Source organism: Dyadobacter soli (assembly GCF_900101885.1).
GTDB lineage: Bacteria > Bacteroidota > Bacteroidia > Cytophagales > Spirosomataceae > Dyadobacter > Dyadobacter soli.
The window spans coordinates 227,234-250,277 of record NZ_FNAN01000003.1; the positions used below are offsets into that span (position 1 = coordinate 227,234).

A 23,044-nucleotide genomic window follows, 5' to 3' on the forward strand; every position below is an offset into this window, starting at 1 on the left:
TCGATTCTCGTCTTTTTCCTGAAAGGCGTGTGGTACGACGGCAATCGTATAAGCTGCGTTGGTCGCCGGGATCGTTTGGGGACCGAGGGGTAAAGCAGGAGAAGGCTGACACAGGCAGGCATCTGCCACAGGATTCGCTAGGCAGAGCATCCTATTTTTTCCGGTAAGAAGCAACCTTCGCATACAGCTCCGCCGGGGAGAATGGCTTGCTGATGTAATCGTTCATCCCTACGGTAAATGCAATATCCTTAATATCCATCATCGCCGAGGCGGTGAGCGCGATGATGGGCAGGCGCTGGTACTTTTCGTCGGGTAGCGAGCGGATATGCCGGGTGGCTTCGTAACCGTCCATTTCGGGCATTTGAAGGTCCATCAGTACAAGGTCGTAGTCGTTGGCCTGTACTTTTTCTAGGGCCACCAGGCCGTTTTCGGCGAGGTCGTACTGAATGTCCCATTGCCTCATGAAGTTCTTCATTAACAGGACGTTGATGTTGTTGTCCTCGACAATTAGCAGCTTCATCCCTTTCAGGTTGAAGTGATGGGCAGGCGCACCGTTAGATTGTTCGGCGAGGTGTTCTTCGCTGACCGGAAACGACAGGCTGAAATAGAATGCAGAGCCTTCGCCCGGCTTGCTGTCGACGTAAATCCGGCTGTTCAGTAATTCCAAAAGCCGTTTGGTAATCGTAAGGCCGAGGCCGGAACCGCCGTATTTGCGGGTAGTATCGGAGGTAGCCTGGGTGAAACTGTCGAAGATATTGTCGAGTTTTTCAGACGGGATGCCGATGCCGGTATCCTCTACACGAAAGTCGATGGTAACACGGTCGTCGAGCTGCTGCGAAACCTTAGCCGCGATGGTCACTTTGCCGCTTTCAGTGAATTTTACGGCATTACTTACCAGGTTCGTCAGGATTTGCCCCAGCCGCGTAGGGTCGCCTACCACCGTGACATTTACATCATTACCGACTTTCAGTTTCAGCATAATGCCCTTTTCGTTGGCCTTTTGCAGCACACCGGAGCGGATATTTTCCAGTAAGGACAATACATTGAAATCCACCTCCTCGAACTCGATCTTTCCTGCCTCTATCTTGCTGAAATCCAGGATGTCGTTGATTAATACCAGCAGGTTTTCGGCTGAAAATTTCAGGATGTTGAGATACTCCATCTGCTCCGGCTTCGGGTCCTGTTGCAGCAGCAAATGCGTGAACCCGATCACTGCGTTCATAGGTGTCCGTATCTCGTGGCTCATCGTCGAAAGGAACTGCGATTTGGCCACGGCGGCCATTTCGGCCTGCTCCTTGGCCTTGATGAGTTCCTGCTCGGTTTTCTTCTGCTCGTCGATGTCCATAATGGCGCCGTAGAGCTTGGTAACTTTGCCGTTAGCGTCGGTGAATGGCTTCCCGATCGCGTGGATGAACTTCACGCTGCCGTCGGTCAGGACAATGCGCAGGTCGAAACTGGCCGGTTTGAGGTGGTTGATGGCGTCGCGGATATGGGCTTTGTATAACGGCAGGTCGTCGGGATGGATCATTTTCGAAAACAGCTCGGTGTCCGGTCCGGTGCTGCCCGGTTCCAGGCCGAAAATGCGGAATGCCTCGTCGGACCAGTAGTTTTGGCCGGTAACGAGGTCGGCTTCCCAACTACCACTATGCGTAAGTTGCTGGGACTCCGCCAGCATGGCTTCGTTGCGGCGGATCAGCTCTTCGGCCCGTTTCCGGTGCGTAATGTCGTGCCACACCACAAGCAGCACCTTTTTGTTGCTGATTACCACCGGGTTAAGCGTTACTTCGACGGGGAATTCTTCCCCGTCCATTCGCCGATGGATCCATTCGAAACGGTTATACCCGTTTTGATAGGCCAGCCGGTCCATTTCCACCGATTTTTCCGACGAGCGGCGGCCATCTGGCTGGAAATCAGGTGAAAAACGGGCCGGGTGAATGGAAAGGAGCTCGCTTTTATTCCTGCACCGGAGCATTTTTACCGCGGCCTCGTTGCAATCCACAATGCCGGTTTCGTCCAGGAGCAAATGCGCGTCGGTGGAGTATTGAAAGATCACGCTGAGCTTTTCTTCTACGATTTTGCGCTGCGTAAGGTCCTGCAACACACCGTCCAGCCTGCCGGGCTGCTCTCGCTGCATTACATCGTCGTGGATGTCCGAAACAGAGCCCACCATGCGCTCAGGCTTGCCGTTTTCAAAGCGCACATTGCCGCGGCATTCGAAGTACCGGTAGCCGTTGGTTTTGGTTTTAAGTCGGACGTGCACCAGGTAGGGCACATTGTTCTCAAATTGTTCGCGGATCGCGTCGGCTACCGTTTGTTTATCGTCGGGATGTACCAGCAGCTCGGTAAATGCTTCATATCCCGTAGGTATTTCTCCCGGATGGTAACCGAGGAGCTCGAAAAACCGATCGGACCAAACCTGCTTGTCCGTAGCAAAAACCCAGTCCCATATCCCCGCGTTGATACCGGCAATGACCATATCGAGCGATTCGGACGAGAACTTGGATTGCATGTTGGACATATAGAATTAATTCGTATAAAATTAAAACAATTTCCGAATCTCAAAACCTTTAAAAGAACTTTGCCTACTCTTTTCAGAAACGCATCCTGATGAAACTTTTTAAGCGGTCGCTCAAACCTTCCGATAGCGTGTCCCCAAAATACAAGCACTTTTGACCCGATGCAATACCTTTTGATTTTTTGTCGCCGCCCGTTGATAACCGGTTTCCGGTTTATTGATAGAGAAGTGTAATCTTGAAGCCGAGGCTACTCCGGAGAACCTTTCAAAATACCCTAACCTTAACAAACTGGCAATGGCAACTTCGAAAAAAATAACGGTGCTTTATGTAGACGACGAAATTCACAATCTGAATTCCTTCAAGGCAACTTTTCGTAAAGAGTTTGAGGTGATTACCGCCGGTTCTGCCGCCGAAGCCCTGGAGATTTTACAAAAGGATTCCGTACATATTGTTATCACAGATCATCGTATGCCTGGAATGACGGGCGTCGATTTTCTGATCAGGGTTTTGGAAATGTATCCTGATGTAATGAGGGTCCTATTGACGGGCTTCGCCGAGCTTACCGCCGTTGCCGAGGCCCTGAGCAGGGGCCAGGTTCATTATCGTATGGAAAAACCCTGGGACGAGGAGCAAATCAGGGTGGTCATCAATGCTTCGTACGAGATTTCGTTGCTCCGGATGAAAGGCGGGCAGAGGCAGGACGTAGATGTCGCCAGCGAGCTCGAATTTATTCTAAGACAAAACCTCCTGTCATAGGTTTTCGATATTTAATCCCAAAAGTCTGATCAGCGTTGGTATTCTGCCGTCACCCGCGTAACTTGGTAGGGATTGAAATGGCGAAAACCTCGATATGAACGCAGAAACAGATGCGTTGCGCAAGCGCATTGAAGAACTGGAAGCGGAATTGGACAAGGCCCGGCTGGGTCACCCCGGCGGAGGCGATACACTCGCATACATACAGGAAATGGAAGGGCGTTTCCGCGCCATTGCCGATACTGCGCCGGTGCTGATCTGGCTCTCAGGCCCCGATAAACTCTGCTATTTTTTTAACAAAGGCTGGCTCAATTTCACGGGACGGACCATGGAGCAGGAGCTCGGAAACGGCTGGGCGGAAGGCGTTCACCCCGATGATTTTGATCGCTGCCTCGACATTTATGTTTCCCATTTCGACGCACGCAAGGAGTTCAGTATGGATTACCGGCTGCGCAGGCACGACGGGGGATACCGGTGGATTTCGGACAAAGGCGTGCCGCGGTATACTGCAACCGGCACTTTTATCGGCTATGTGGGAGGTTGTATGGACATTCATGACCAAATCATGTTCGCGGAGCAGATGGAAATGCAGGTGGAGGAGCGGACGCGGCAACTGAAACATTCGGAACAGTTCCTGCAATCGATCCTGAATACGGCCGGTAACGGCATTGCTTCCTATGAACCGATACGGAACCCGGCGGGGAGGATCATGGATTTCGGGATTGTTTATTCCAATGACGACGTGCTGACGCCCGATACGACGGAAGGCGGGAGCGTGGCGGGCAAAACCTGCCGCGAAGTGTACCCGGGCATTTTCAGGAACGGCGTGTTCGAAAAGCTGGTCAAATGCATAGAGACCGGACGGCCGGACAGCTATCAGATCGACGTCAGGCAGGGCGGTAACATCGTTTGGTATGATGCGTCTATTGAAAAACTGGCGGACAGCGTGACGGTAACCACCCGGAATATTTCGGAAGAACTCAAATCCGACCTCAAACTCAAAGACCTGAACCGGCAGCTCGCCATTCAAAACTCGATTTTCAAACACTCCGAAGAAAATGCCAACATCGGCAGCTATGCCTGGAATGTGGCGACCAACGAGCTCGAATGCTCGGATAACCTTTACCGGCTCATTGGCTACAAGCCGCGGGAGTTTATTCCTTCATTTGAACAGTTCCTTTCATTTCTCCATCCCGACGACCGCCACCAGGCGATCCGCGACGGTATCCGGGCGTACGAAACGAAGGTAATTGTTCAGAATATTTACCGGGTTATCACCCAAAACGGCGATATCAAGCATTTCAGGCTGAGTGGAAACTTTATCCGGGAAGGGGATAACCATTTGATGATCGGTGCATTGCAGGATGTGACCAAGGATTTCGAGCTTAGCGACGCGTTACATAAGAAGAACATGGAACTCCGCCGGAACAACGAGGAGCTGGCGTCGTTCAGTTACGTGGCCTCGCACGATTTGCAGGAGCCATTGCGCAAGATCCGGGCATTCAGCAGCCGGATCATGGAAAAGGAATCCGAGCATTTTTCGGAAGGTACGAAGGATTATTTCGCACGAATCATCGCGGCTTCGGTACGGATGCAAAAGCTGATCGAGGCATTGCTGAGCTATTCCGGGACCAGCGGTGTGAATTTTAAATTCGTCGAAACCGACCTGAACAGCATTGCCGACGAGGTGAAAAGCGACCTGGAAGAACTGATTACCGAAAAAGACGCGGTAGTGGAGGTGCAAAAGCTGCCGGTATTGCCAGTGATCCCCGTCCAGTTCCACCAGCTTTTACAGAACCTCATCGGCAACGGTATCAAATACAGTAGCCCCGACCGGAAGCCCGTTGTACGCGTAGGATACGACATGGTGGAAAACAACGATGGGCAGGGTAAGTTCTGCCGTATCAGCGTTACCGACAATGGTATCGGGTTCGATCAGCGTTACGAAAACCGCATATTTGACCTTTTCCAGAGGCTGCACGGAAAGAATGAGTACGAGGGTACCGGCATTGGCCTGGCCATTTGCAAAAAAATCGCGCAGAACCATCACGGCTACATTACGGCGGAAGGTACGCCAGGCGTGGGCTCCGTTTTCCACGTTTACATTCCTGCCAGCGTAGGGCAGCATTAATTTTCTCTCACAATCCCTTGCGTTTTAATTTTCAATAAGTTTACTTTGTCTATCATATTTATAGACTATATAAAATGACTTGCCCGATTAACCACCAGTCAGGCAAAACATTTGTCCAAAATTCGTATCGTACCTATGAAAGCGAAAGATGTACTTCTTATCCAATCTTCGGAGCTATCCGCGACCGGGAGGATGGTGGTTTCTGATTGTCCCCGTATCACAGCCGCGTGCTGTTCCTGTTGTTGACTTCCTGACGATTCCCTGAATACTCAGTAATCCTGCTGATCGGCGTATGAGGCGTACGCGGATCAGGAACTTCCCGCATATCCGTACCGCTCGGGCATAGCTTGTTTGTGGTCGCGTATATGCATGAGGGTGAGCCTTCTTGTGCCTCAAGTATCCATTTTATTTCACCACAAATAATGATCAGACATCTATTCCGCCTGTTCTTGCTGACGGGCTTGGTATTCACAGGTTTTTACCGTGCCTCGGCACAGGACGCCATAACGGGCGTGGTAAAAGACGAATCGGGGCAGGGATTGCCCGGCGCAACGGTGGTCGAGAAAGGCTCTGCGAAATACGCATTGACGGACATCGACGGGAAGTTCAGCATTCCGCCTGCCAAGGAGTTCCCATTCACATTGCAAATCAGCATTACGGGCTTCCAGCAGCAGGAAATCGAGATTTACGAGCAGCCATCGGAAGCCGTGGAAATCGTGTTGAAAACCGCCAACCTGCTCGACGAAGTGGTAGTGGTGGGTTACGGCGAGCAGAAACGGAAGGACATCACGGGCTCGGTGGCGTCGGTGCCGATCGAGATCAAAAGTCAGCCGGTAGCGTCCGTAGAGCGCCTTTTGCAAGGTTCCGTCGCAGGTGCGGTGGTTACGCAGACTTCCGGGCAGCCGGGCGGAGGCGTGAGCGTGCAGATACGCGGGAACAACTCCATTACGGCCGGTAGCGATCCATTGTATGTAATCGATGGTTTTCCTATCAATAACGACTACGGCGTGGCTGATGCGGGCGTAACCAACGGCTCGAAAATCAACCCGCTTTCTTCCATTAATACGGCTGATATTGAGAATATTGATGTATTGAAAGATGCTTCTGCGACGGCGATCTACGGTTCGCGCGGCGCGAATGGGGTGGTGATTATTACTACTAAAAGCGGTTCGAAAAACAAGTCGTCCATTAACTACGATGCTTTTTACGGTACGCAGAAAGTACTCCGCACCTTGCCTTTGCTGAATGCCGCGCAATGGTGGCAACTGCGGAAAGACGCGGCTGCCAACTCGGGCAAAACCGTTTCCATTCCTAATATTGCGGGCTATTCGCTCGATACCACCGGCACAGGTACCGACTGGCAGGACGCCGCATTCCGCAGCGCTTCGCTACAAAGCCATAACCTTTCCATTCTTTCGGGATCTGACAAAACGAAGCTGGCTATTTCAGGTAACTATTTCAAACAGGATGGTATCCTGCAAAACACCGACTTTCGTCGTTTCTCGGCGCGCATTAATCTGGATCACCAGTACAGCGACCGCCTGCGCATTTTCACCAGTCTGAACGCCAGCAACACCAAAGCCAATGTAGCGCCTGCCGCCATCGTGGCCAACCTGCTCCTGACGCCGCCTTCGCTGCCTATTTACCAGAACGACGGCTCATTTGTAGTGAACAGCCCGTTCGAATCCGCATTGCAAAACCCGATCAACTCGCTTTACAACCAGTTGAACGAGACCATCACCAACCGCTTCCTCGGTAATGTTTCGGCCGAGTATACCATTGCGGACGGCCTGAAAGCCAAAGTGCTGATCGGTGCCGATGTGGTGGGGAACAAGCAGAACCGGTACTTGCCGAGCACGACGTCGGAAGGACAAGCGCTGAGTGGTAATGCGATCGTAGGATCGATTTTTACGACTAACTGGCTGAATGAGAATACCATCAGCTACGATAAAGAGATTAACGAAAAGAATAAAATCAATGCGGTAGCCGGTTTCACAGCGCAGGTTTCCCAAACCAAAGGCGCCATTGCCGAAGCGGCGGGTTTCGCGACCGACGATTTTGAATATAACAACCTTGCAACCGGTATTACCAACGTCGCGCCGCGCTCACTGGCCGACAAATGGGCGTTGGCTTCGTACCTCGGCCGTATTAACTACATTTTCGACGAACGTTACCTGTTTACATTCACCCTGCGTGCGGATGGCGCCTCCAAATTCGGTAGCGGTAACAAATGGGGCTATTTCCCCTCCGCGGCGGTCGGCTGGAATGTGAATGAGGAGAAATTCTTCCAGCGTTTCAAGAAGATCAGCTTGCTGAAACTACGTTTGAGCGCCGGACAAACCGGTAACCAGAGCATTCCTTCGTACCAGTCGCTGTCGCAGCTGAGCTATTTCCGCTACAACTTCTCGAACACCACTGTTTCCGGTTTCGCGCCAAATACTGTTCCTAACCCGAACCTCGGCTGGGAGAAAACATTCCAGGTGGATTTTGGGGTAGATTTAGGTTTGTTTAAAAACCGCCTTAACATTATCGCGGACTATTATTACAAAAAGACTACGGATCTCCTTCTTACCCGCACAGTACCAGGCACTTCTGGTTTGTCGGATTTTTACAACGGGCAGGCTTCGGTGGTGTACCAGAACATCGGTGCGGTTTCTAACCAGGGTATCGAGTTGTATATCAATTCAAGAAACCTGGAAGGTGCTTTTAAATGGAACACGATCTTTATTCTTGCTAAAAACACCAACAAAATCCTGAGCCTTGGAGATGGTGTGGACCAGATCATTCCCGTGATTTCAGCGCCTTCGATCGCGAAAGTGGGTTACCCGCTCGGCTCGTTCATCGTGTACAAAACCGACGGCATTATCCAGGAAGGCGACACGCCGTTGACCCCGCAGCAGAACAAAAGCCCCGGCGGCCAGAAATACAAGGATATCAATGGCGACGGCTCGATCACACAGGCAGGCGATCGCGTGGTAGTGAAAAACCAGCCCGCATTGACAGGCGGTATCACCAACACATTCAATTATAAAGGTTTTGACCTGACCATTTTCTTCCAGGCATCGCTCGGCGGCAAACTTTACAATGCCAACCGCGCTAACCTCGAACTCGGAACTGGTTACGTGAATGCCTCGACCGTGGTACTCGACCGCTGGACGCCTACCAACACCAATACCGACGTGAAAGCGGCCTACCAGGACCCGGCGATCACGATTTCGGACCGGTTCATCGAAGACGCGACCTACTACCGTTTGAAGAACCTCTCGCTCGGCTACAACTTCCCGAAAGAGCTGATTTCCAAGCTGCGTATCGAAAACCTCCGTGTGTACGTATCGGCGCAGAACCCGAAAACCTGGACCAAATACACCGGGTTCGACCCGGAGGTGAGCTTGAACGGCCAGTCGCTGATCAACAAAGGTGTAGACCAGGGCGTGTATCCGAACAATAAATCTTACCAGGTGGGTCTGTCCCTCACATTCTGATAACCACCATTCCAAAATCGATTGAAATGAAAGCATTTAAATATATCCTGTTGGGTTTCACGGCATTTGCGTCGCTCTCGTGCGAGGAATTCCTGAAAGAAGAACCCGAAGCATTTTTGTCGGAAGACCAGTATTACAAAACGCAGGCTGATGCGGTGAATGCCGTGAATGCGGTGTATTTCTTCCTGAATTCGGGCGGATCGTCGGTGCAGACGCCGTACAACACGCTTTTCAACACGGGTATGAACATGGCCGGAGACGACGAGGACCCGGGACCAGGCGCGACAAACCCCGACGTGCGCTCGCTGTCGGTACTGGCGCATTCGTCGACCAACCTGCGCATTTACGAAATCTGGCAGCAGCATTACGCGGCGATCAAAAAGGCAAATGTGGTACTGGAAAAAGTACCGGCGATTCAGTTTGACGAATCATTGAAAACACGTTTGCTGGCCGAGACCAAATTTCTGCGCGCATTGTTTTACTTCAATGTCGTGCGGCTGTACGGTGACGTCCCGCTGATCCTGGAATACCAGAAATACGTGAATGCGGCAGATTATGCCATTGCAAAATCGCCTGCGGCCGATGTTTACGCGCAGATCGAAAAAGACCTCACCGAAGCCGCAGCGGTGCTTCCTGCCACGTATGCGTCGCCCAACGTAGGGCGCGCAACAGCGGGAGCGGCGAAGGCATTGCTCGCCAAAGTTTACCTCGCGGAGGCTTCTTTCCCGTTGAAAGTGAGTGCGAAATACCAATCGGCGGTGAATAAGGCGGAGGAAGCATTGTCGTCGGCCGACGGCGGCACTGGTACTTACGGCTACGACCTCGTTACCAACTATGCCGAAGTGTTCTTGCCTGCATTCAAAAACAACAAAGAGCACATTTTCTCGGCGCAGTTCAAATCCAACTCGCTCGCGCAGGGCAATAACGAATGGCCGCGTTCGATCCTGTCGGGTGTGCCGGGGCTGAATGGCAACTACGCCCACATGGTACGCTACTACACGCAGGGCGACGACAAGTTTTTCAGTGTTTATAAATTGTACAAACCGGGCGATAAGCGCCGCGATGTAACATTTGTAAGGAGCTTCACGAGCCCTTCGAACGGCCGCAAGTATGCGCTGCCAATCGCGAACGCAGCGGTACCGAACGACTCGACGCCATTCTGGAACAAATGGGCAGACCCTGCTTCCACGGCGGTAACTAATCAGTCGGCGGCGAATGTGCCCATTATCCGCTATTCAGAATTGCTGCTGATCCACGCCGAGGCCGAAAACGAAGCCAACGGCCCGACGCAAAAAGCGTACAAATCACTGAACAGGGTCCGCAACCGCGCCGGATTGCCGAATCTCACGACCGGTCTCACCAAAGACCAGTTCCGCGACTCGGTGTACCTCGACCGCCGTCTGGAACTCACCTACGAGTACCAGCGCTGGTTCGACCTGATCCGCCAACGTGACGCGAATTATAACAGCACATTCGTGGCCAACCAGGTGAAAGTGGGTAAAACCAATGCAGCGCCGAAGCACGTCTACTACCCGATCCCGCAATCGGAAATCGACAACAACTCACTATTGAAACAAAACCCGCTTTGGGAATAACACCGGTTTTGGAATCTGTTGGAACTGCATATTGAATGAATAAGAAAGCTTCCTTTTGGATGGGTGCAATCTGGGCGCTGGCGGTCATGACGCCAGCGTCCGTGCCTGCGCAGCCTGCCTCCGAAAAGCCCAATATCGTGCTCATACTCGCCGACGACCTGGGTTTTTCGGACCTGGGAAGCTTTGGCTCCGAAATACACACCCCCAATCTTGACAAACTGGCGCACGAAGGCCTGCGCATTACCCAGTTCTATAACAGCGGCCGCTGCTGCCCTTCGCGCGCGGCGCTGCTTACGGGCCTGTACCCGCATCAGGCGGGCGTGGGCGACATGGTGCAGGACAAGGGCACGCCTGCGTACCAGGGTTATTTGAGTAAAAATAGCGCTACCATTGCCCAACTGCTCAAAACGGTCGGCTATAATACCATTGTTTCCGGTAAATGGCACGTCGGGCTGGTACCGTCGGCTTGGGCCGTGAACCGCGGGTTCGACCAGTCGTTTACCCTGCAAAACAATGGCGCCAGCTACTTCAATTCCGAGCCGCTTTACAACGACGGCCGGACGGTCACTTTCCAGTTGAACGGCCGCGCAATGCAACGCTACGACACTTCACGCTATCTCACACAAGCTATCACCGACTTCGCGCTGCACTCCATCGACCGCGTTAAAGATCAGCCCAATCCATTCTTTTTATACCTCGCCTACAATGCGCCGCATTGGCCGATACAGGCATTGCCGGAAGATATTGCCAGGTATAAAGGCAAATATCTGCAAGGCTGGGACGCATTGCGGGAGGCGCGGTACCGGAAGCTGGTGTCATCAGGTATTATTCAAAAAGAGTGGAAACTCTCGCCACGCTACGAAAAAGCGCCCGGATGGAATGCATTATCGGCGGCGGAGAAAGAGCAATGGGATACCCGGATGGCCATTTACGCGGCGATGATCGACCGAATGGACCAATGCATCGGGCAGGTGCTCGACAAGTTGAAAGCCTTCGGCCGCGACCGGAACACGCTGGTCATATTCATTTCCGACAATGGCGGCAGCGGCGATACCGTCCGTGAATGGAGTTATGTGATCCAAAAAAATGGCGAACCCGGTTCGGTGAAGGCCATCGACAGCTACGATCCGCCCTGGGGCAATGCGAGCAATACGCCATTTAAATTATTCAAAAAGAATACCCACGAGGGCGGCATTGCTTCACCGTTCATCGCCTGGTTTCCGGGAAAAATCAAAGCTAATGCGTTGAGCACGCAGGTAAGCCACATTACCGACATTATGCCGACCATTCTCGAGACCGCAGGCTTGCATTATCCGGAAGTATTTGGAAATGAAAATCTTACGCCACTCGTCGGTACTTCATTAACCCCATTATTCCAAAACCCGCAGGCTACCCGATCTAAAACCATTTTCTGGGAGCATGAGGGTAGCCGGGCCATTCGCAAAGCGGATTGGAAGCTGGTTGCGGAAATCAACCAGCCCTGGGAATTGTACGACCTGAAAACGGATCGGAGCGAAAACCACAACCTCGCCGTGCGCTATCCTCGGAAAGTGAAGGAACTGGAAAAAGAGTACCTCGAATGGGCCGCGAAAGTGGGCGTCGTCGACTGGAATACGATCAAGTAGGAATTGATATTGATTTAAAACACATTCAAAAACAATTGGTTATGGGGAAAATATATCGTCCGTGGAATAAATTATCGCTGGGTGCATTGGCTGTATTGGCCGCGAGCGCCGTAAATGCGCAATACGCGCCGACGCCCGCTTACCAGGGCAAAATCGGCAAAACGGTGGCTGAAACGCAGCAGTCGTGGCCGGAGAAAAAGAAAGCCGTAAAAGGCGCTCCAAATGTGGTCTGGATATTGCTCGACGACATAGGCTACGGCGCGATCAGCACATTCGGTGGGTTAATTAATACGCCGACGCTGGATAGCTTGGCGAATAATGGTTTGCGTTACACCAATTTCCATACGACCGCCATTTGCGCGCCTACGCGTGCATCTCTGCTCACGGGCCGGAATTCGCATTCGGCCCACATGGGGCTTTTCCCGGAAACCGCCATCGGCACACCCGGTTACGACGCGCTGATTCCGTTTGAGAAAGCTACTATTGCCGAAATTTTGAAAGACAATGGCTATAACACGTTTGCATTGGGCAAATGGCACATTACCCCGCTGGCCGATCTCACGCCGGCCGGGCCATTCAACCGCTGGCCGACTGGTCGCGGTTTTGAACAATTTTACGGCTTCCCGTCGCGCGGCAGCATCGATCAATGGCATCCCGAGTTGTGGGAAGGCACGCACCGCGAACCCGACCGGCAGGATGGAAAGCATTTCAACGAGCTGATTGCCGATCGCGCGATCAGTTACCTCGCGAGTCAGAAATCGGGTAACCCGGATAAGCCGTTTTTCTTGTATGTCGCAACGGGTGCAGGCCACGCGCCGCATCAGGTGGCGAAACAATGGTCGGATAAATACAAAGGCAAGTTCGATGCGGGCTGGGACGCTTACCGCGAGCAGGTGCTGGCGAATCAGATCAAATTGGGAGTTATACCAAAAACAGCCAAGGTACCGCTGCGTAACCCGGGCGTAAAAGCATGGGACGCGCTGGGAGCGGAGGATAAAAAGCTGTATGCACGGTTTATGGAAACTTATGCAGGCTTTTTGGAACAAACGGATTATGAAATCGGTCGGGTGATCAGTCACATCCGGGAGTCGGGCGAGCTGGAAAATACCGTCGTAATTGTATCGGTAGGAGACAATGGGGCGAGCAAGGAAGGGACATTCGTAGGAACTGTGAATAATTTTGGAACGGGCATTCCGGAAGAAGAGCGTTTGAAAAAGAATATCGAACAGATCGACCTGATCGGCACCGAGTTTTCGAAAGTAAACTACCCGCTGGGCTGGGCTGCTGCTACCAATGTCCCATTCCGCCACTGGAAGCAGGACGCGAACTCGGAAGGCGGCACGCACAATCCGCTCATCGTTTTTTATCCCAAAGGCATCAAGGAAAAAGGCGGCATCCGCAGCCAGTACGGCCACGTTTCCGATATTTTGCCTACCACATTGGAATTGCTGAACATCAAAGCACCCGTCGTGCTGAATGGTATCAAACAAGACCCGATCGAGGGAACCAGTCTTGCATATAGCCTCAACGACGCTGGCGCAAAAAGTCGGCATACGGTTCAATACTATGAAATCCGCGGCTCCCGCTCGATTTATAAGGATGGCTGGAAAGCCGGCTCCCTGCACGTAAAAGGCCAGGATTTCGAGAAAGACAAGTGGGAGCTTTATAACCTGAATGAGGATTTTAACGAAACAAGTGACCTTGCGGCTTCCAACCCGGCGAAGCTGAAAGAGCTGAAAGCATTATTCGACAGTGAGGCTTTGAAATACAATGTATACCCGTTGAAAGATGGTACCGAGCCATTTACACTGCCTACGGCTTATAATAATGCAGATAAAGTGGTGCTGTATCCGGGCCAGTCCACGATCATCGATGTGGCGAGCCCGTTTGCATTGAAACGTTCCTTTTCGATTGTGGCCGATGCGGTATTGTCGGGTGTGGAAACGGAAGGCGTACTGCTGTCCAGAGGCGGTGCGGTTGGTGGGCTGAGCTTTTTCATTCAAAACCAGAAACTGCAATTCGTATACGCCGTTGGTGACGGAAACAAATACCTCGTAAGTTCATCCAATGCGACATTACCTACCGGCAAGGTGGAACTGAAAGCCAGCGTGCAATATGATCAGAACGGTGGCGGTGTGGTGAGTTTGTATGTAAATAACGCGAAGGTGGGAGAGGGAACGCTGGCCAAAACTTCCGATGCATTGTATCTGCACGAAGGTGTGAATGTCGGTTTCGACGACCTGACCCCGGTAGGAGATACTTACAAGGTGCCTTTTGCATTTACTGGAAAAATCAACAAGGTAACGATCGACCTCGCACCGACGCAGCAAGCGGTGCTGGGAACGAAGTAGCGATCTGACAATAATGCAAATGAATAAACTGACCCGCAAAATCCTTTTTGCGATACTCGCCATAGCATTACATCCGAGCGTGAAGGCGCAGGACCGCCCGAACATCCTTTGGATTGTGAGCGAGGATAATACCATCCTCCTCGGCAATTACGGCGACAAATTTGCCACGACGCCCAATCTGGACCAGTTCGCGACGGAAAGCATTCGGTACAAAAATGCCTTTTCGACGGCTCCCGTGTGTGCACCCTCGCGTAACACGCTCATTACGGGCATGTACCCGCCCTCGCTCGGGACCGAGCATATGCGCAGCACGTACCCGTCGCCCGCATTCGTGAAGTTTTTTCCAAAATACCTGCGCGAGGCGGGTTACTACACAACCAACAATGCCAAAAAGGATTACAATACGACGGATCAGCCGGACGCCTGGGACGAATCGAGCAATAAGGCGACTTACAAAAACCGCAAGCCTGGTCAGCCGTTTTTTGCCGTATTTAATTTAAATGTATCGCACGAAAGCTCGCTACACGAGCCGCTGCCTGCCTTGAAGCATGATCCGGAAAAGGTAACACTACCGCCATACCATCCCGCCACGCCCGAACTGAAACACGATTGGGCGCAGTATTATGATAAGCTGGAAGAAATGGACCGGCAGTTTGGCAAGCTGTTGCAGGAGTTGAAGGACGAAGGACTGGCCGAAAATACCATCGTTTTTTACTATGCCGATAATGGTGGCGTGCTCGCGCGCAGCAAGCGGTTTATGTACGAATCGGGCCTGCATGTGCCTTTGATCGTGCATTTGCCACCGAAATACGCGCATTTGGCCGCCCAGAAGCAGGGTAGTGTGTCGGACAGGCTCGTGACCTTCCTCGATTTCGCGCCAACGGTACTGAGTCTGGTAGACATTAAAGTACCTGACTACATGCAGGGTGGCGCGTTTCTGGGTAAGCAACAGCAGCCGGAGCCGCAATATGCATTCGGTTTCCGGGGCAGGATGGACGAGCGGATCGATATGTCGCGGTCGGTGCGCGACAAGCAGTTTCGTTACATCCGGAATTATTTGCCCAACAAAATTTACGGGCAATACCTGGAATATCTCTGGCGTGCGCCTTCGGTGAAGTCGTGGGAGGACCTTTACAAAGCGGGTAAACTAAATGCGGTGCAATCCAAATTCTGGGAGCCGAAGCCTGCCGAGGAGCTTTTCGATGTCGATGCCGATCCGCATAACGTTCACAACCTCGCCGGCGATCCTCAATATAAAAAGGAACTGGAACGACTGCGAAAGGCGAACGAGCAGTGGATTAGAAGTTATAAGGACGTCGGTTTTATTCCGGAGGCGATCATTTATGAAATAGCTAAAACGACGCCTTTGTACGATTACGCAAGGAGTAGTAAGTATAATTTTGAGAAAATAGCTGCTATCGCAGACCTCGCATCGTCGCGTAATGCGGCTAACACGCAGGCGCTGATTAAGGCGTTGGGTGATACCGATCCGTCGGTGCGCTATTGGGGAGCTACGGGGCTTACAGTTCTGAAAGCCGGCTCCGGCAAAGGCGCATTGCAAAAGGCATTGAAAGACCCAGAGCCAGCTGTACGCATTGCAGCCGCCGAGGCACTGTACGTGACCGGTGCAGACAAACCCGGCGCAATAACCACATTGGCCGATGCATTGAAAAGCGATAATCCCTACGCCCGGTTGCAAGCATTGAACATCCTCGATCTCACGGGGAAGGACGCCGCGCCGGCTATTGCGGAGGCGGAAAAAATCTCCGTACAAAAAGCAGAAATGTTTGATTATGACATTCGTGCAGCCAAAGTGCTGCTGAACAATTTCAGGAATTCAAAGTAAAGTCGATAGCCAAGGCCAACCACCGAAAGCAGTAATCACTTTAAACCAGTTTCAATGAAAACTTTCAAACCATTGTTCACATTGGTATGGCTGCTTATTGCCCATACTGCATTGCATGCACAGACTGCGCATGCTCAGAGCGCAGCCAACGCGCAAGCCGCTCCGAAGCGCGACCTCGTTTCTTTCGAAGAGTTTGAAGCGCGCCTTGCCAAAGCCGGCAAAAACGCCCAGATCCTCGATGCCCGCCTGCCCGAAGAGTATGCGCAAAATCACCTCGAGGGCGCCACGAGTTTCAGCGTCGCCAATGAAGCCGATTTCTCGAAAGCCATCGCAAAGCTCGACAAAGGCAAACCGACATTCATTTATTCCATCGCCAACGGCCGTAGCGGCAAACTCGCCAAAGACCTTCGTGACAACGGATTCAAAGAAGTTACCGAACTGCCCGGCGGATTGAGCAAATGGATCGGTCTCGGCAAACCCGTTGTATCCACCGTTGGCCCTGGCCTCACCCTCGCCGACTACCAGGCCTCTTTAAAATCCGACAAACTCGTACTCGTCGATTTCGGCTCGCGCTACTGCGGCTCCTGCAAAAGGCTGGCCCCGATAGTGGATTCCATCAAGCATGAACAAGCCAACGCCGTGAAAGTGATCACGATCGAGGCTTATGAGAACAAGTCGCTTACCAAGGACCTTGGCGTGACGTCCTTACCGACATTGATCCTTTATCGGGGTAATCAGGTAGTGTGGAAGAAGACAGGCGTTACGCCGAAAGGAGAGATTGAAAGGGTGCTGGCGGAGGCGAATTTGTGAGAATGTACTGGACGAGCGGCCATGCCAGCCATATGGTCGATTGCTCCGTCAAAATCTCATACACTTTTTTCTGATTTTTCCTTTTCCCAGGGAAATGGCCGTGGCAGCTTAGCCAAGCTTGCTGCGGCTTCCTCGTTTTTCCTTTTCAAAAAAGGCGAGTTTTTGATTGCTTCATATATCTTCTCCTTGTTTTTGAGAAGCTCTTCCAGCCGGGCTTCGTAGTCCGTTTCCTTATGCTTTTCCATGAAAGTCCTCATGAGATGATCTCTGTTAAAGTTAGCCATTTATCTATATTTGACAAATATTTGATCGTAGACTTTGCCTACTACATATTCCTCGATTTGTCCTGCATTTACACCCCAAAAACTAAATTCAGCTGAAAGTGCTTCCCAATTCGAATTAATCGCTCTTTGGTAAAGAATATTGCGATGATTCTTGCCTTGCCGAGCAGATTTTGAACCTAAATAACCCTGAAATGAAAGGGTTGAATTAGGGGGCTTGGTCAGAAAATCCATCGCGATCCGGGCTACCGTTGCAATTATCTTAGGCATGTCACCATTTCCGCTCCTTACACTATCGTCAAGTTTCCAACCATTTTCAGAAATGGTCACATCCCCCAATCCTAAATTATAGCAGGATTTGAACCAATAGCGCTTATCCTCAGGGATTGCCTCGATTAGCACGCCTTTATCAATAATCCCGTGAATGCCTTCACTGACAAACAGGTAGACAAAATCATCGATAATGGTTCGGAAGGGATACGTGTCTTTATTCATAGTTAATGGCGTGCGTAAAAAGATACAAAGCACACTTCTACATCCCCCCTAACCCCACCTCCCATCACCAATGATCCTCCGGCATAAAAAACCGCCCAGCCGGTTTGAACGAGTGGGCGGTTTCAAGAAAGATTTGTCCAAACTGAGAGGATAGACTTCGTGATATGTTTAAACTGCTTCCTCGCGTCTGTCTTTATCCCATGGGAACGGAGGTTTAAGTTTTGATAGCTGTTCAATTGCCTCCTGTTGCTTTCTTATTACGCTTGGCGAGTTTTTTATTGCAGCAATAATTTTTTCCTTGTCTTTGAGAAGTTCTTCCAGAAACGCTTCATGCTCTTCTGCTCTGTGCTTTTTCATGCTGGTGATCATAAGTAGCAATTTTAAAGTTAAACAATTATTTGAAGTTTACTAGTATTCGATCATATTGATTTCCAACAATATAATCCTCTGTCTTGCCCGATTTAACACCCCAAAATCGAAATTCAGTCGATAGTTCTGCCCAGTTTGAGTCTATCGCTCTTTGATAGAGGATGTTGCGATGATTTTTGCCTTGTAAAGCAGACTTTTCATCGACGTACCCTTCTAATGAAAGTAGTGCCCAGGGATGCTCTCGCAAAAAATCCATCGCTATCAAGGCGACGGTCGCGATTACCTTTGGCATATCACCATTTCCACTCCTGGGGCTATCATCGAGAATCCAACTGCTGGAAACAGCCACAACATCGCCAAATCCAAGATTATAGACCGAGTCAGAGGGATAGTTAGAGCTATCTGGAACGTCGCTAATCACAACGGCTTTCTGGATATCTCCTTTAATTCCACTACTAACAAAAAAATAAAGAAAGTCGTCTTCGGCCTGATAAAAAGGGTATATGTCTTTATTCATATTTTAAGTGTGCTTAAACAAACCCAAAGCACACTACTACATTTCCCCTAATCCTACTTCCCACCACCAATGATCCTCCGGCATAAAAAACCGCCCATCCGGTTTTAGTGAATGGGCGGTTTGTGAAAAACAGGTATAAATGCAGATTTGTAGTAGAACCTTCGAGACCTTCTATTCCTCATTTTGAGGACATTCTTCATCCCAGGGAAAGGGTGGTTTTATTTTTGACAGGTATTCAGCGGCTTCTTGATGCTTTCGATTCAGGAACGGCGAGTTACGGATAGCCTCGAAAATTCGCTCCTTGTCGGCGAGGATTTCTTCAGTGCTAGGCTGGGTTTCCTTCGTTTTTTGCTTTTCCATTGCAGTACTCATAATAGTGTAGTCTTTAAAGTTAAGAAATTATTTAAGCTTAACCAGAATCCGTTCATGCTGATTACCAATCGAATACTCTTCGAATTTTCCAGTCTTGGCGCCCCAAAAGCAGAACTTAACGGATAGCTCGTCCCAGTTGGAGTCGATCGCTCTTTGATACAAAATATTACGTTGATTTTTCCCCATGGCCAAAGACTTCTCATCCAGGTATCCCTGAAATGACAACGTAGCATTCTTGTGTCGGGTTAAGAATTCGACAGCAACTTTGACTACCGTGGCGATCACCTTCGGCATATCACCGTTTCCACTTCGTACTGAATCATTAAGAGCCCAGTTGTCACCCACAAGCTTTGCGTCGCCAAATGCAAGATTGTAGATCGGGCGTAGGAAATGCGGCTGGTCGTCAGGAATATATTCAATTGAAATACCCTTTAAGATGTTTCCGCGAATGCCTTCGCTGATGAATAGGTATTCAAAGCCGTCATTGGTACTGTGAATGGGATATGTGGTTCTGTCCATGAGTGCAATAGTGTGCTTAAACAAACCCAAAGCGCACTACTACATTCCCCCTAATCCTACTTCTCACCACCAATGATCCTCCGGTATAAAAAACCGCCCATCCGGTTTGAACGAATGGGCGGTGGTAAAGAAAGAACTGATCGGAAATCCTAGAATATGAATTTCGTACTCAAAAAGTTCGAAGTATCCTCGTGCACGATCTCGTTGATCAGTTGCTTGTTGGCGGCGTTCATTTTGAAGGCTACCAGGGAGCGGATCGAGAAGGCGCGGATGGCGTCGGGGACGGAAAGGGTACCTTCGGCGCTGTCTTTACGACCGGTGAAAGGGAAAACGTCCGGGCCGCGCTGGCATTGGGTATTAATGTTCACCCGGCTGACCTGATTTACCAACGGGTCGATAAGCGCGGCTACTTCTTCGGCATTGTTGCTGAAAATGCTTACCTGCTGGCCGTGGGTCGAGTCGATGAGGAACTCGATGGTTTCTTCGAGGTCGTCGAAAGGCACTACGGGCACAATCGGGCCGAATTGCTCCTCGTGGTAGAGCTTCATCTTGCTGTTGACGGGGTACACTACGGCCGGGTAGAAGAACGAGCCTTCCGATTTGCCGCCGTTTGCGTTGACTACCTTCGCGCCGTGCGTTTCCGCATCGGCAATGCAGTCGTTGAGGTAGTCGATTTTATTGGTCTCGGGCAGCGGAGTGAGCGACACGCCTTTTTCCCACGGCATTCCGAATTTCAGTTCGGCGACAGCCGCGCTGAATTTTTCAAGAAATGCATCCGCGACGCTGCGGTGCGCCCAGATGATTTTCAAAGCCGTACAACGCTGGCCATTAAACGACAGCGATCCGGTAATGATCTCCTTTACGGCCAGATCCAGGTCCGCGTTCGGAGTGATGATAGCGGCATTCTTGGCATCCAGGCCGAGTACCGCGCGCAGGCGGTTCACTTTCGGGTGGGATTTCTTCAACTCGTTAGCCACTTTGCTGGAACCGATCAGCGTCAGGACATTGATTTTTCCCGACTGCATGAGCCCCGGAACAATGGCATTACCACGACCGTAAATCACATTCACAACACCTTTCGGGAAACAGTCACGGAATGCTTCCTGCAATGGGTAATGCAGCAACGTACCGAATTTCGGCGGTTTGAAAAGCAATGTGTTGCCCATGATCAGTGCGGGGATCAGGGTCGTGAAGGTTTCGTTGAGCGGGTAGTTGAATGGCCCCATGCAAAGCACCACGCCCAGCGGAGAGCGCCTTACCTGCGCCGCAATGCCGTCGACGATATCGAAACCGGACGAATCGCGATCCAGGTTTTTGAGTGAATCGATGGTGGCGTAAATGTATTCAACGGTACGATCGAATTCTTTAACGGAGTCGGCAAATGATTTACCGATTTCCCACATAATGAGCTTGACGATGATGTCCTTTTTCTCGATCATCCGGCCTGTAAACTGCTCTACGCAGTGAATGCGCTCGGCAACGCCCATCGTGGGCCACTCGCCGCGGCCGCTGTTGTAGGCGGTTACCGCAGCATCCAGCGCTTCCGATGCCTCGGTAGCGGTGCATAAGGGGTAGCTACCGATGAGTTTGCGTTCGAGGCCATTGGGCGTCTGCACGGCAATCGGGGAATACACTTCATGGAACGGTCCGTCCCAGTTCTTCATTTCGCCATTGCAGAGGTACTCGCGCTGGTGGATCAGGGATGGCAGGCTGAACTCCGCAGGAATGTCTTTTTCTTCAACAAAGATGTTCCTTAACGTGGAATTGAAATCCATTGAATCAGATTTTTGTGGATAAGAATTGAATAAAAAAAGCGCACTTGGATTAATGACGAAGTTTTGCAATTATATCCTTATCAACAAGTCGGATTTTGACGAACTTTTGTCTAAACCTGATTTCTTCTTGTCATTTTGAAGAAGCGTGTCATCAGGAAAATCGACGCCATCGTGAGTCCCAGGATCAACCCCAGCCACATCCCCGAAGCACCCATTCCGAAATGGAATGCGAGGGTGTAACCCACCGGGATACCAATCACCCAATAGGCGATGCCGATGAGGATCGTGGGGGTTTTTACATCTTTAATACCCCTCAACAACCCGGCGCCGATGGCCTGCGTGGCGTCGGAAATCTGGAAAACGGCCGCGAAAAGGAGCAGCAATGCAGCGAGCCCGACCACCTCGGCGTTATCGTTGAATGCGAGCGGCAAATGGTTACGAAGTACGCCGAACGTGACCGCGCAGAATGTGCCATAGATCAATGCGGTGATGAGTGTGCTTTTGCCGATCACGAAAATCTTCGCCCAGTCGTTGCGTCCGAGCGCGTTGCTCACGCGTATGGAGCCTGCCTGCGCGAGGCCCATCGATACCATGAATGTGAACGAAGCACTGCTCAATGCAATCTGATGCGCGGCCTGTGCCACCGCGCCCAAAGTACCGATGATAATGCCCGACACCGCGAATGCGCCCGCTTCCATGCCGATCTGCAAGCTGCTCGGCACGCCGATATGCAATAGCTCACGCCAGGTTTGTCCTTTGAAATACCATTGGTTGCGGCTTACGGCAATGTATTTTTCAAAAGTCTTGTGCTTTAAAATCACGAAAAGCAATGCGAGGAACATCATGGTGCGGGTAATGAGCGTTGCCCAGCCTGCGCCTTCGAGTTCCAGGCGCGGGAAGCCCCAGTTGCCGTAAATGAGCAGCCAGTTGAGCAGGATATTGACAGGCATACCGGCCAATGAAAAAATCATCGCGGTGCGCGTGTGTTCCAGCCCGTCCGCGAACTGCTTCAAGGTCATGAAAAGCAGCATTGGGATAATGGAAAGGCCCATGAGCCGCATGAACGGGATCGCCAACTCCACCACCTCGGGGTCCTGGCCGAGGTTACGGAGGTAGTCTTTGCCGAAAAGCAAGGTAACGGAAATAACCAGCGCTGTAAGTGTGCAAAGGCAGAAACCATTGAACAGGTAATGCGAAACCTGCTGCGCGTCGCGGCGGCCATTGGCGAGGGATACCATTTGCGAAACGGAGATCGTCATGCCGATCCCGATCACGAACGGGATGTTCATTGCATTGATGACCAGGGCCGCGGCGGCCAGCTGCTTGTAGCTGATCGCGCCCACCATGGCGCTGTCGATCAGGTGGAGGGCCATCTGGGCCAGTTCTCCGATGATAATGGGGAATGCTAATCTTAAAGTTTGTGATGCTTCGTTTTTCATGGCTTGCGTGGATCTGCAAAAAGAACGCAAAGGTACGAAAATCCCTTGGAGCCTCGGAGCTTATGTCGGAAAGTTCATTTTAATATATCATTATGGTAGAGTAAAATGCCGGGGTAAAAGGGTTTGTATGGATAGCAATTTTTAAAAGCATTTGAGAAAATATTACAA

The 23,044-nt window shown here is 51.1% G+C and carries 17 protein-coding genes; 8 read left to right on the forward strand and 9 right to left on the reverse strand.

Going from position 1 to position 23,044, the window contains the following annotated elements:
- Window positions 1–151: 151 nt before the first annotated feature.
- Complete coding sequence (locus BLQ88_RS05290) at window positions 152–2,509, reverse strand: PAS domain-containing protein (protein WP_229212589.1); 2,358 nt, start codon at window positions 2,507–2,509, stop codon at window positions 152–154.
- A gap of 301 nt (window positions 2,510–2,810) precedes the next feature.
- Between BLQ88_RS05290 and BLQ88_RS05295 the strand changes: the two genes are divergently transcribed.
- The 8 genes from BLQ88_RS05295 (at window position 2,811) to BLQ88_RS05330 (ending at window position 17,109) form a co-directional block, all read left to right on the forward strand.
- Window positions 2,811–3,272, forward strand: a complete 462-nt coding sequence (locus tag BLQ88_RS05295; protein ID WP_090147745.1) for a response regulator — start codon at window positions 2,811–2,813, stop codon at window positions 3,270–3,272.
- 94 nt (window positions 3,273–3,366) lie between these two features.
- Complete coding sequence (locus BLQ88_RS05300; RefSeq protein WP_090147414.1) at window positions 3,367–5,400, forward strand: PAS domain-containing sensor histidine kinase; 2,034 nt, start codon at window positions 3,367–3,369, stop codon at window positions 5,398–5,400.
- 422 nt (window positions 5,401–5,822) lie between these two features.
- Window positions 5,823–8,882: a SusC/RagA family TonB-linked outer membrane protein gene (locus tag BLQ88_RS05305; protein ID WP_090147415.1), complete on the forward strand. Its 3,060-nt coding sequence runs from the start codon at window positions 5,823–5,825 to the stop codon at window positions 8,880–8,882.
- 26 nt (window positions 8,883–8,908) lie between these two features.
- Window positions 8,909–10,477: a RagB/SusD family nutrient uptake outer membrane protein gene (locus tag BLQ88_RS05310; RefSeq protein ID WP_090147417.1), complete on the forward strand. Its 1,569-nt coding sequence runs from the start codon at window positions 8,909–8,911 to the stop codon at window positions 10,475–10,477.
- 35 nt (window positions 10,478–10,512) lie between these two features.
- Window positions 10,513–12,102, forward strand: a complete 1,590-nt coding sequence (locus BLQ88_RS05315) for an arylsulfatase (protein ID WP_090147418.1) — start codon at window positions 10,513–10,515, stop codon at window positions 12,100–12,102.
- A 41-nt stretch (window positions 12,103–12,143) separates the two neighbouring features.
- Window positions 12,144–14,453 carry an arylsulfatase gene (locus tag BLQ88_RS05320; protein ID WP_090147419.1) on the forward strand — a complete coding sequence of 770 codons (2,310 nt, stop codon included), beginning with the start codon at window positions 12,144–12,146 and terminating at the stop codon, window positions 14,451–14,453.
- 19 nt (window positions 14,454–14,472) lie between these two features.
- A complete protein-coding gene (locus BLQ88_RS05325) occupies window positions 14,473–16,299 on the forward strand; it encodes a sulfatase-like hydrolase/transferase (RefSeq protein WP_090147746.1) in 1,827 nt (608 codons plus the stop codon).
- 54 nt (window positions 16,300–16,353) lie between these two features.
- Window positions 16,354–17,109, forward strand: a complete 756-nt coding sequence (locus BLQ88_RS05330) for a thioredoxin domain-containing protein (protein ID WP_090147421.1) — start codon at window positions 16,354–16,356, stop codon at window positions 17,107–17,109.
- A 56-nt stretch (window positions 17,110–17,165) separates the two neighbouring features.
- Here the strand turns inward: BLQ88_RS05330 and BLQ88_RS05335 are convergent, their stop codons facing one another.
- From BLQ88_RS05335 to BLQ88_RS05370, 8 genes are all read right to left on the reverse strand, one after another.
- The gene (locus BLQ88_RS05335; RefSeq protein ID WP_090147423.1) at window positions 17,166–17,366 is read right to left on the reverse strand and encodes a hypothetical protein; all 201 of its coding nucleotides are present in this window, start codon (window positions 17,364–17,366) and stop codon (window positions 17,166–17,168) included.
- 27 nt (window positions 17,367–17,393) lie between these two features.
- The gene (locus tag BLQ88_RS05340; protein ID WP_090147425.1) at window positions 17,394–17,885 is read right to left on the reverse strand and encodes a DUF6934 family protein; all 492 of its coding nucleotides are present in this window, start codon (window positions 17,883–17,885) and stop codon (window positions 17,394–17,396) included.
- Window positions 17,886–18,053: 168 nt separating this feature from the next.
- Window positions 18,054–18,254: a hypothetical protein gene (locus BLQ88_RS05345; RefSeq protein WP_090147426.1), complete on the reverse strand. Its 201-nt coding sequence runs from the start codon at window positions 18,252–18,254 to the stop codon at window positions 18,054–18,056.
- 25 nt (window positions 18,255–18,279) lie between these two features.
- On the reverse strand, window positions 18,280–18,771 hold the full coding sequence (locus BLQ88_RS05350; protein ID WP_090147428.1) for a DUF6934 family protein: 492 nt from the start codon (window positions 18,769–18,771) through the stop codon (window positions 18,280–18,282).
- 171 nt (window positions 18,772–18,942) lie between these two features.
- Window positions 18,943–19,131: a hypothetical protein gene (locus BLQ88_RS05355; protein ID WP_143016795.1), complete on the reverse strand. Its 189-nt coding sequence runs from the start codon at window positions 19,129–19,131 to the stop codon at window positions 18,943–18,945.
- Between the two features lie 39 nt (window positions 19,132–19,170).
- Complete coding sequence (locus BLQ88_RS05360) at window positions 19,171–19,662, reverse strand: DUF6934 family protein (protein ID WP_090147431.1); 492 nt, start codon at window positions 19,660–19,662, stop codon at window positions 19,171–19,173.
- Window positions 19,663–19,811: 149 nt separating this feature from the next.
- Window positions 19,812–21,437 carry an NADP-dependent glyceraldehyde-3-phosphate dehydrogenase gene (locus BLQ88_RS05365; RefSeq protein WP_090147432.1) on the reverse strand — a complete coding sequence of 542 codons (1,626 nt, stop codon included), beginning with the start codon at window positions 21,435–21,437 and terminating at the stop codon, window positions 19,812–19,814.
- Window positions 21,438–21,547: 110 nt separating this feature from the next.
- A complete protein-coding gene (locus BLQ88_RS05370; RefSeq protein ID WP_090147434.1) occupies window positions 21,548–22,876 on the reverse strand; it encodes an MATE family efflux transporter in 1,329 nt (442 codons plus the stop codon).
- Between the last annotated feature and the right edge of the window lie 168 nt (window positions 22,877–23,044).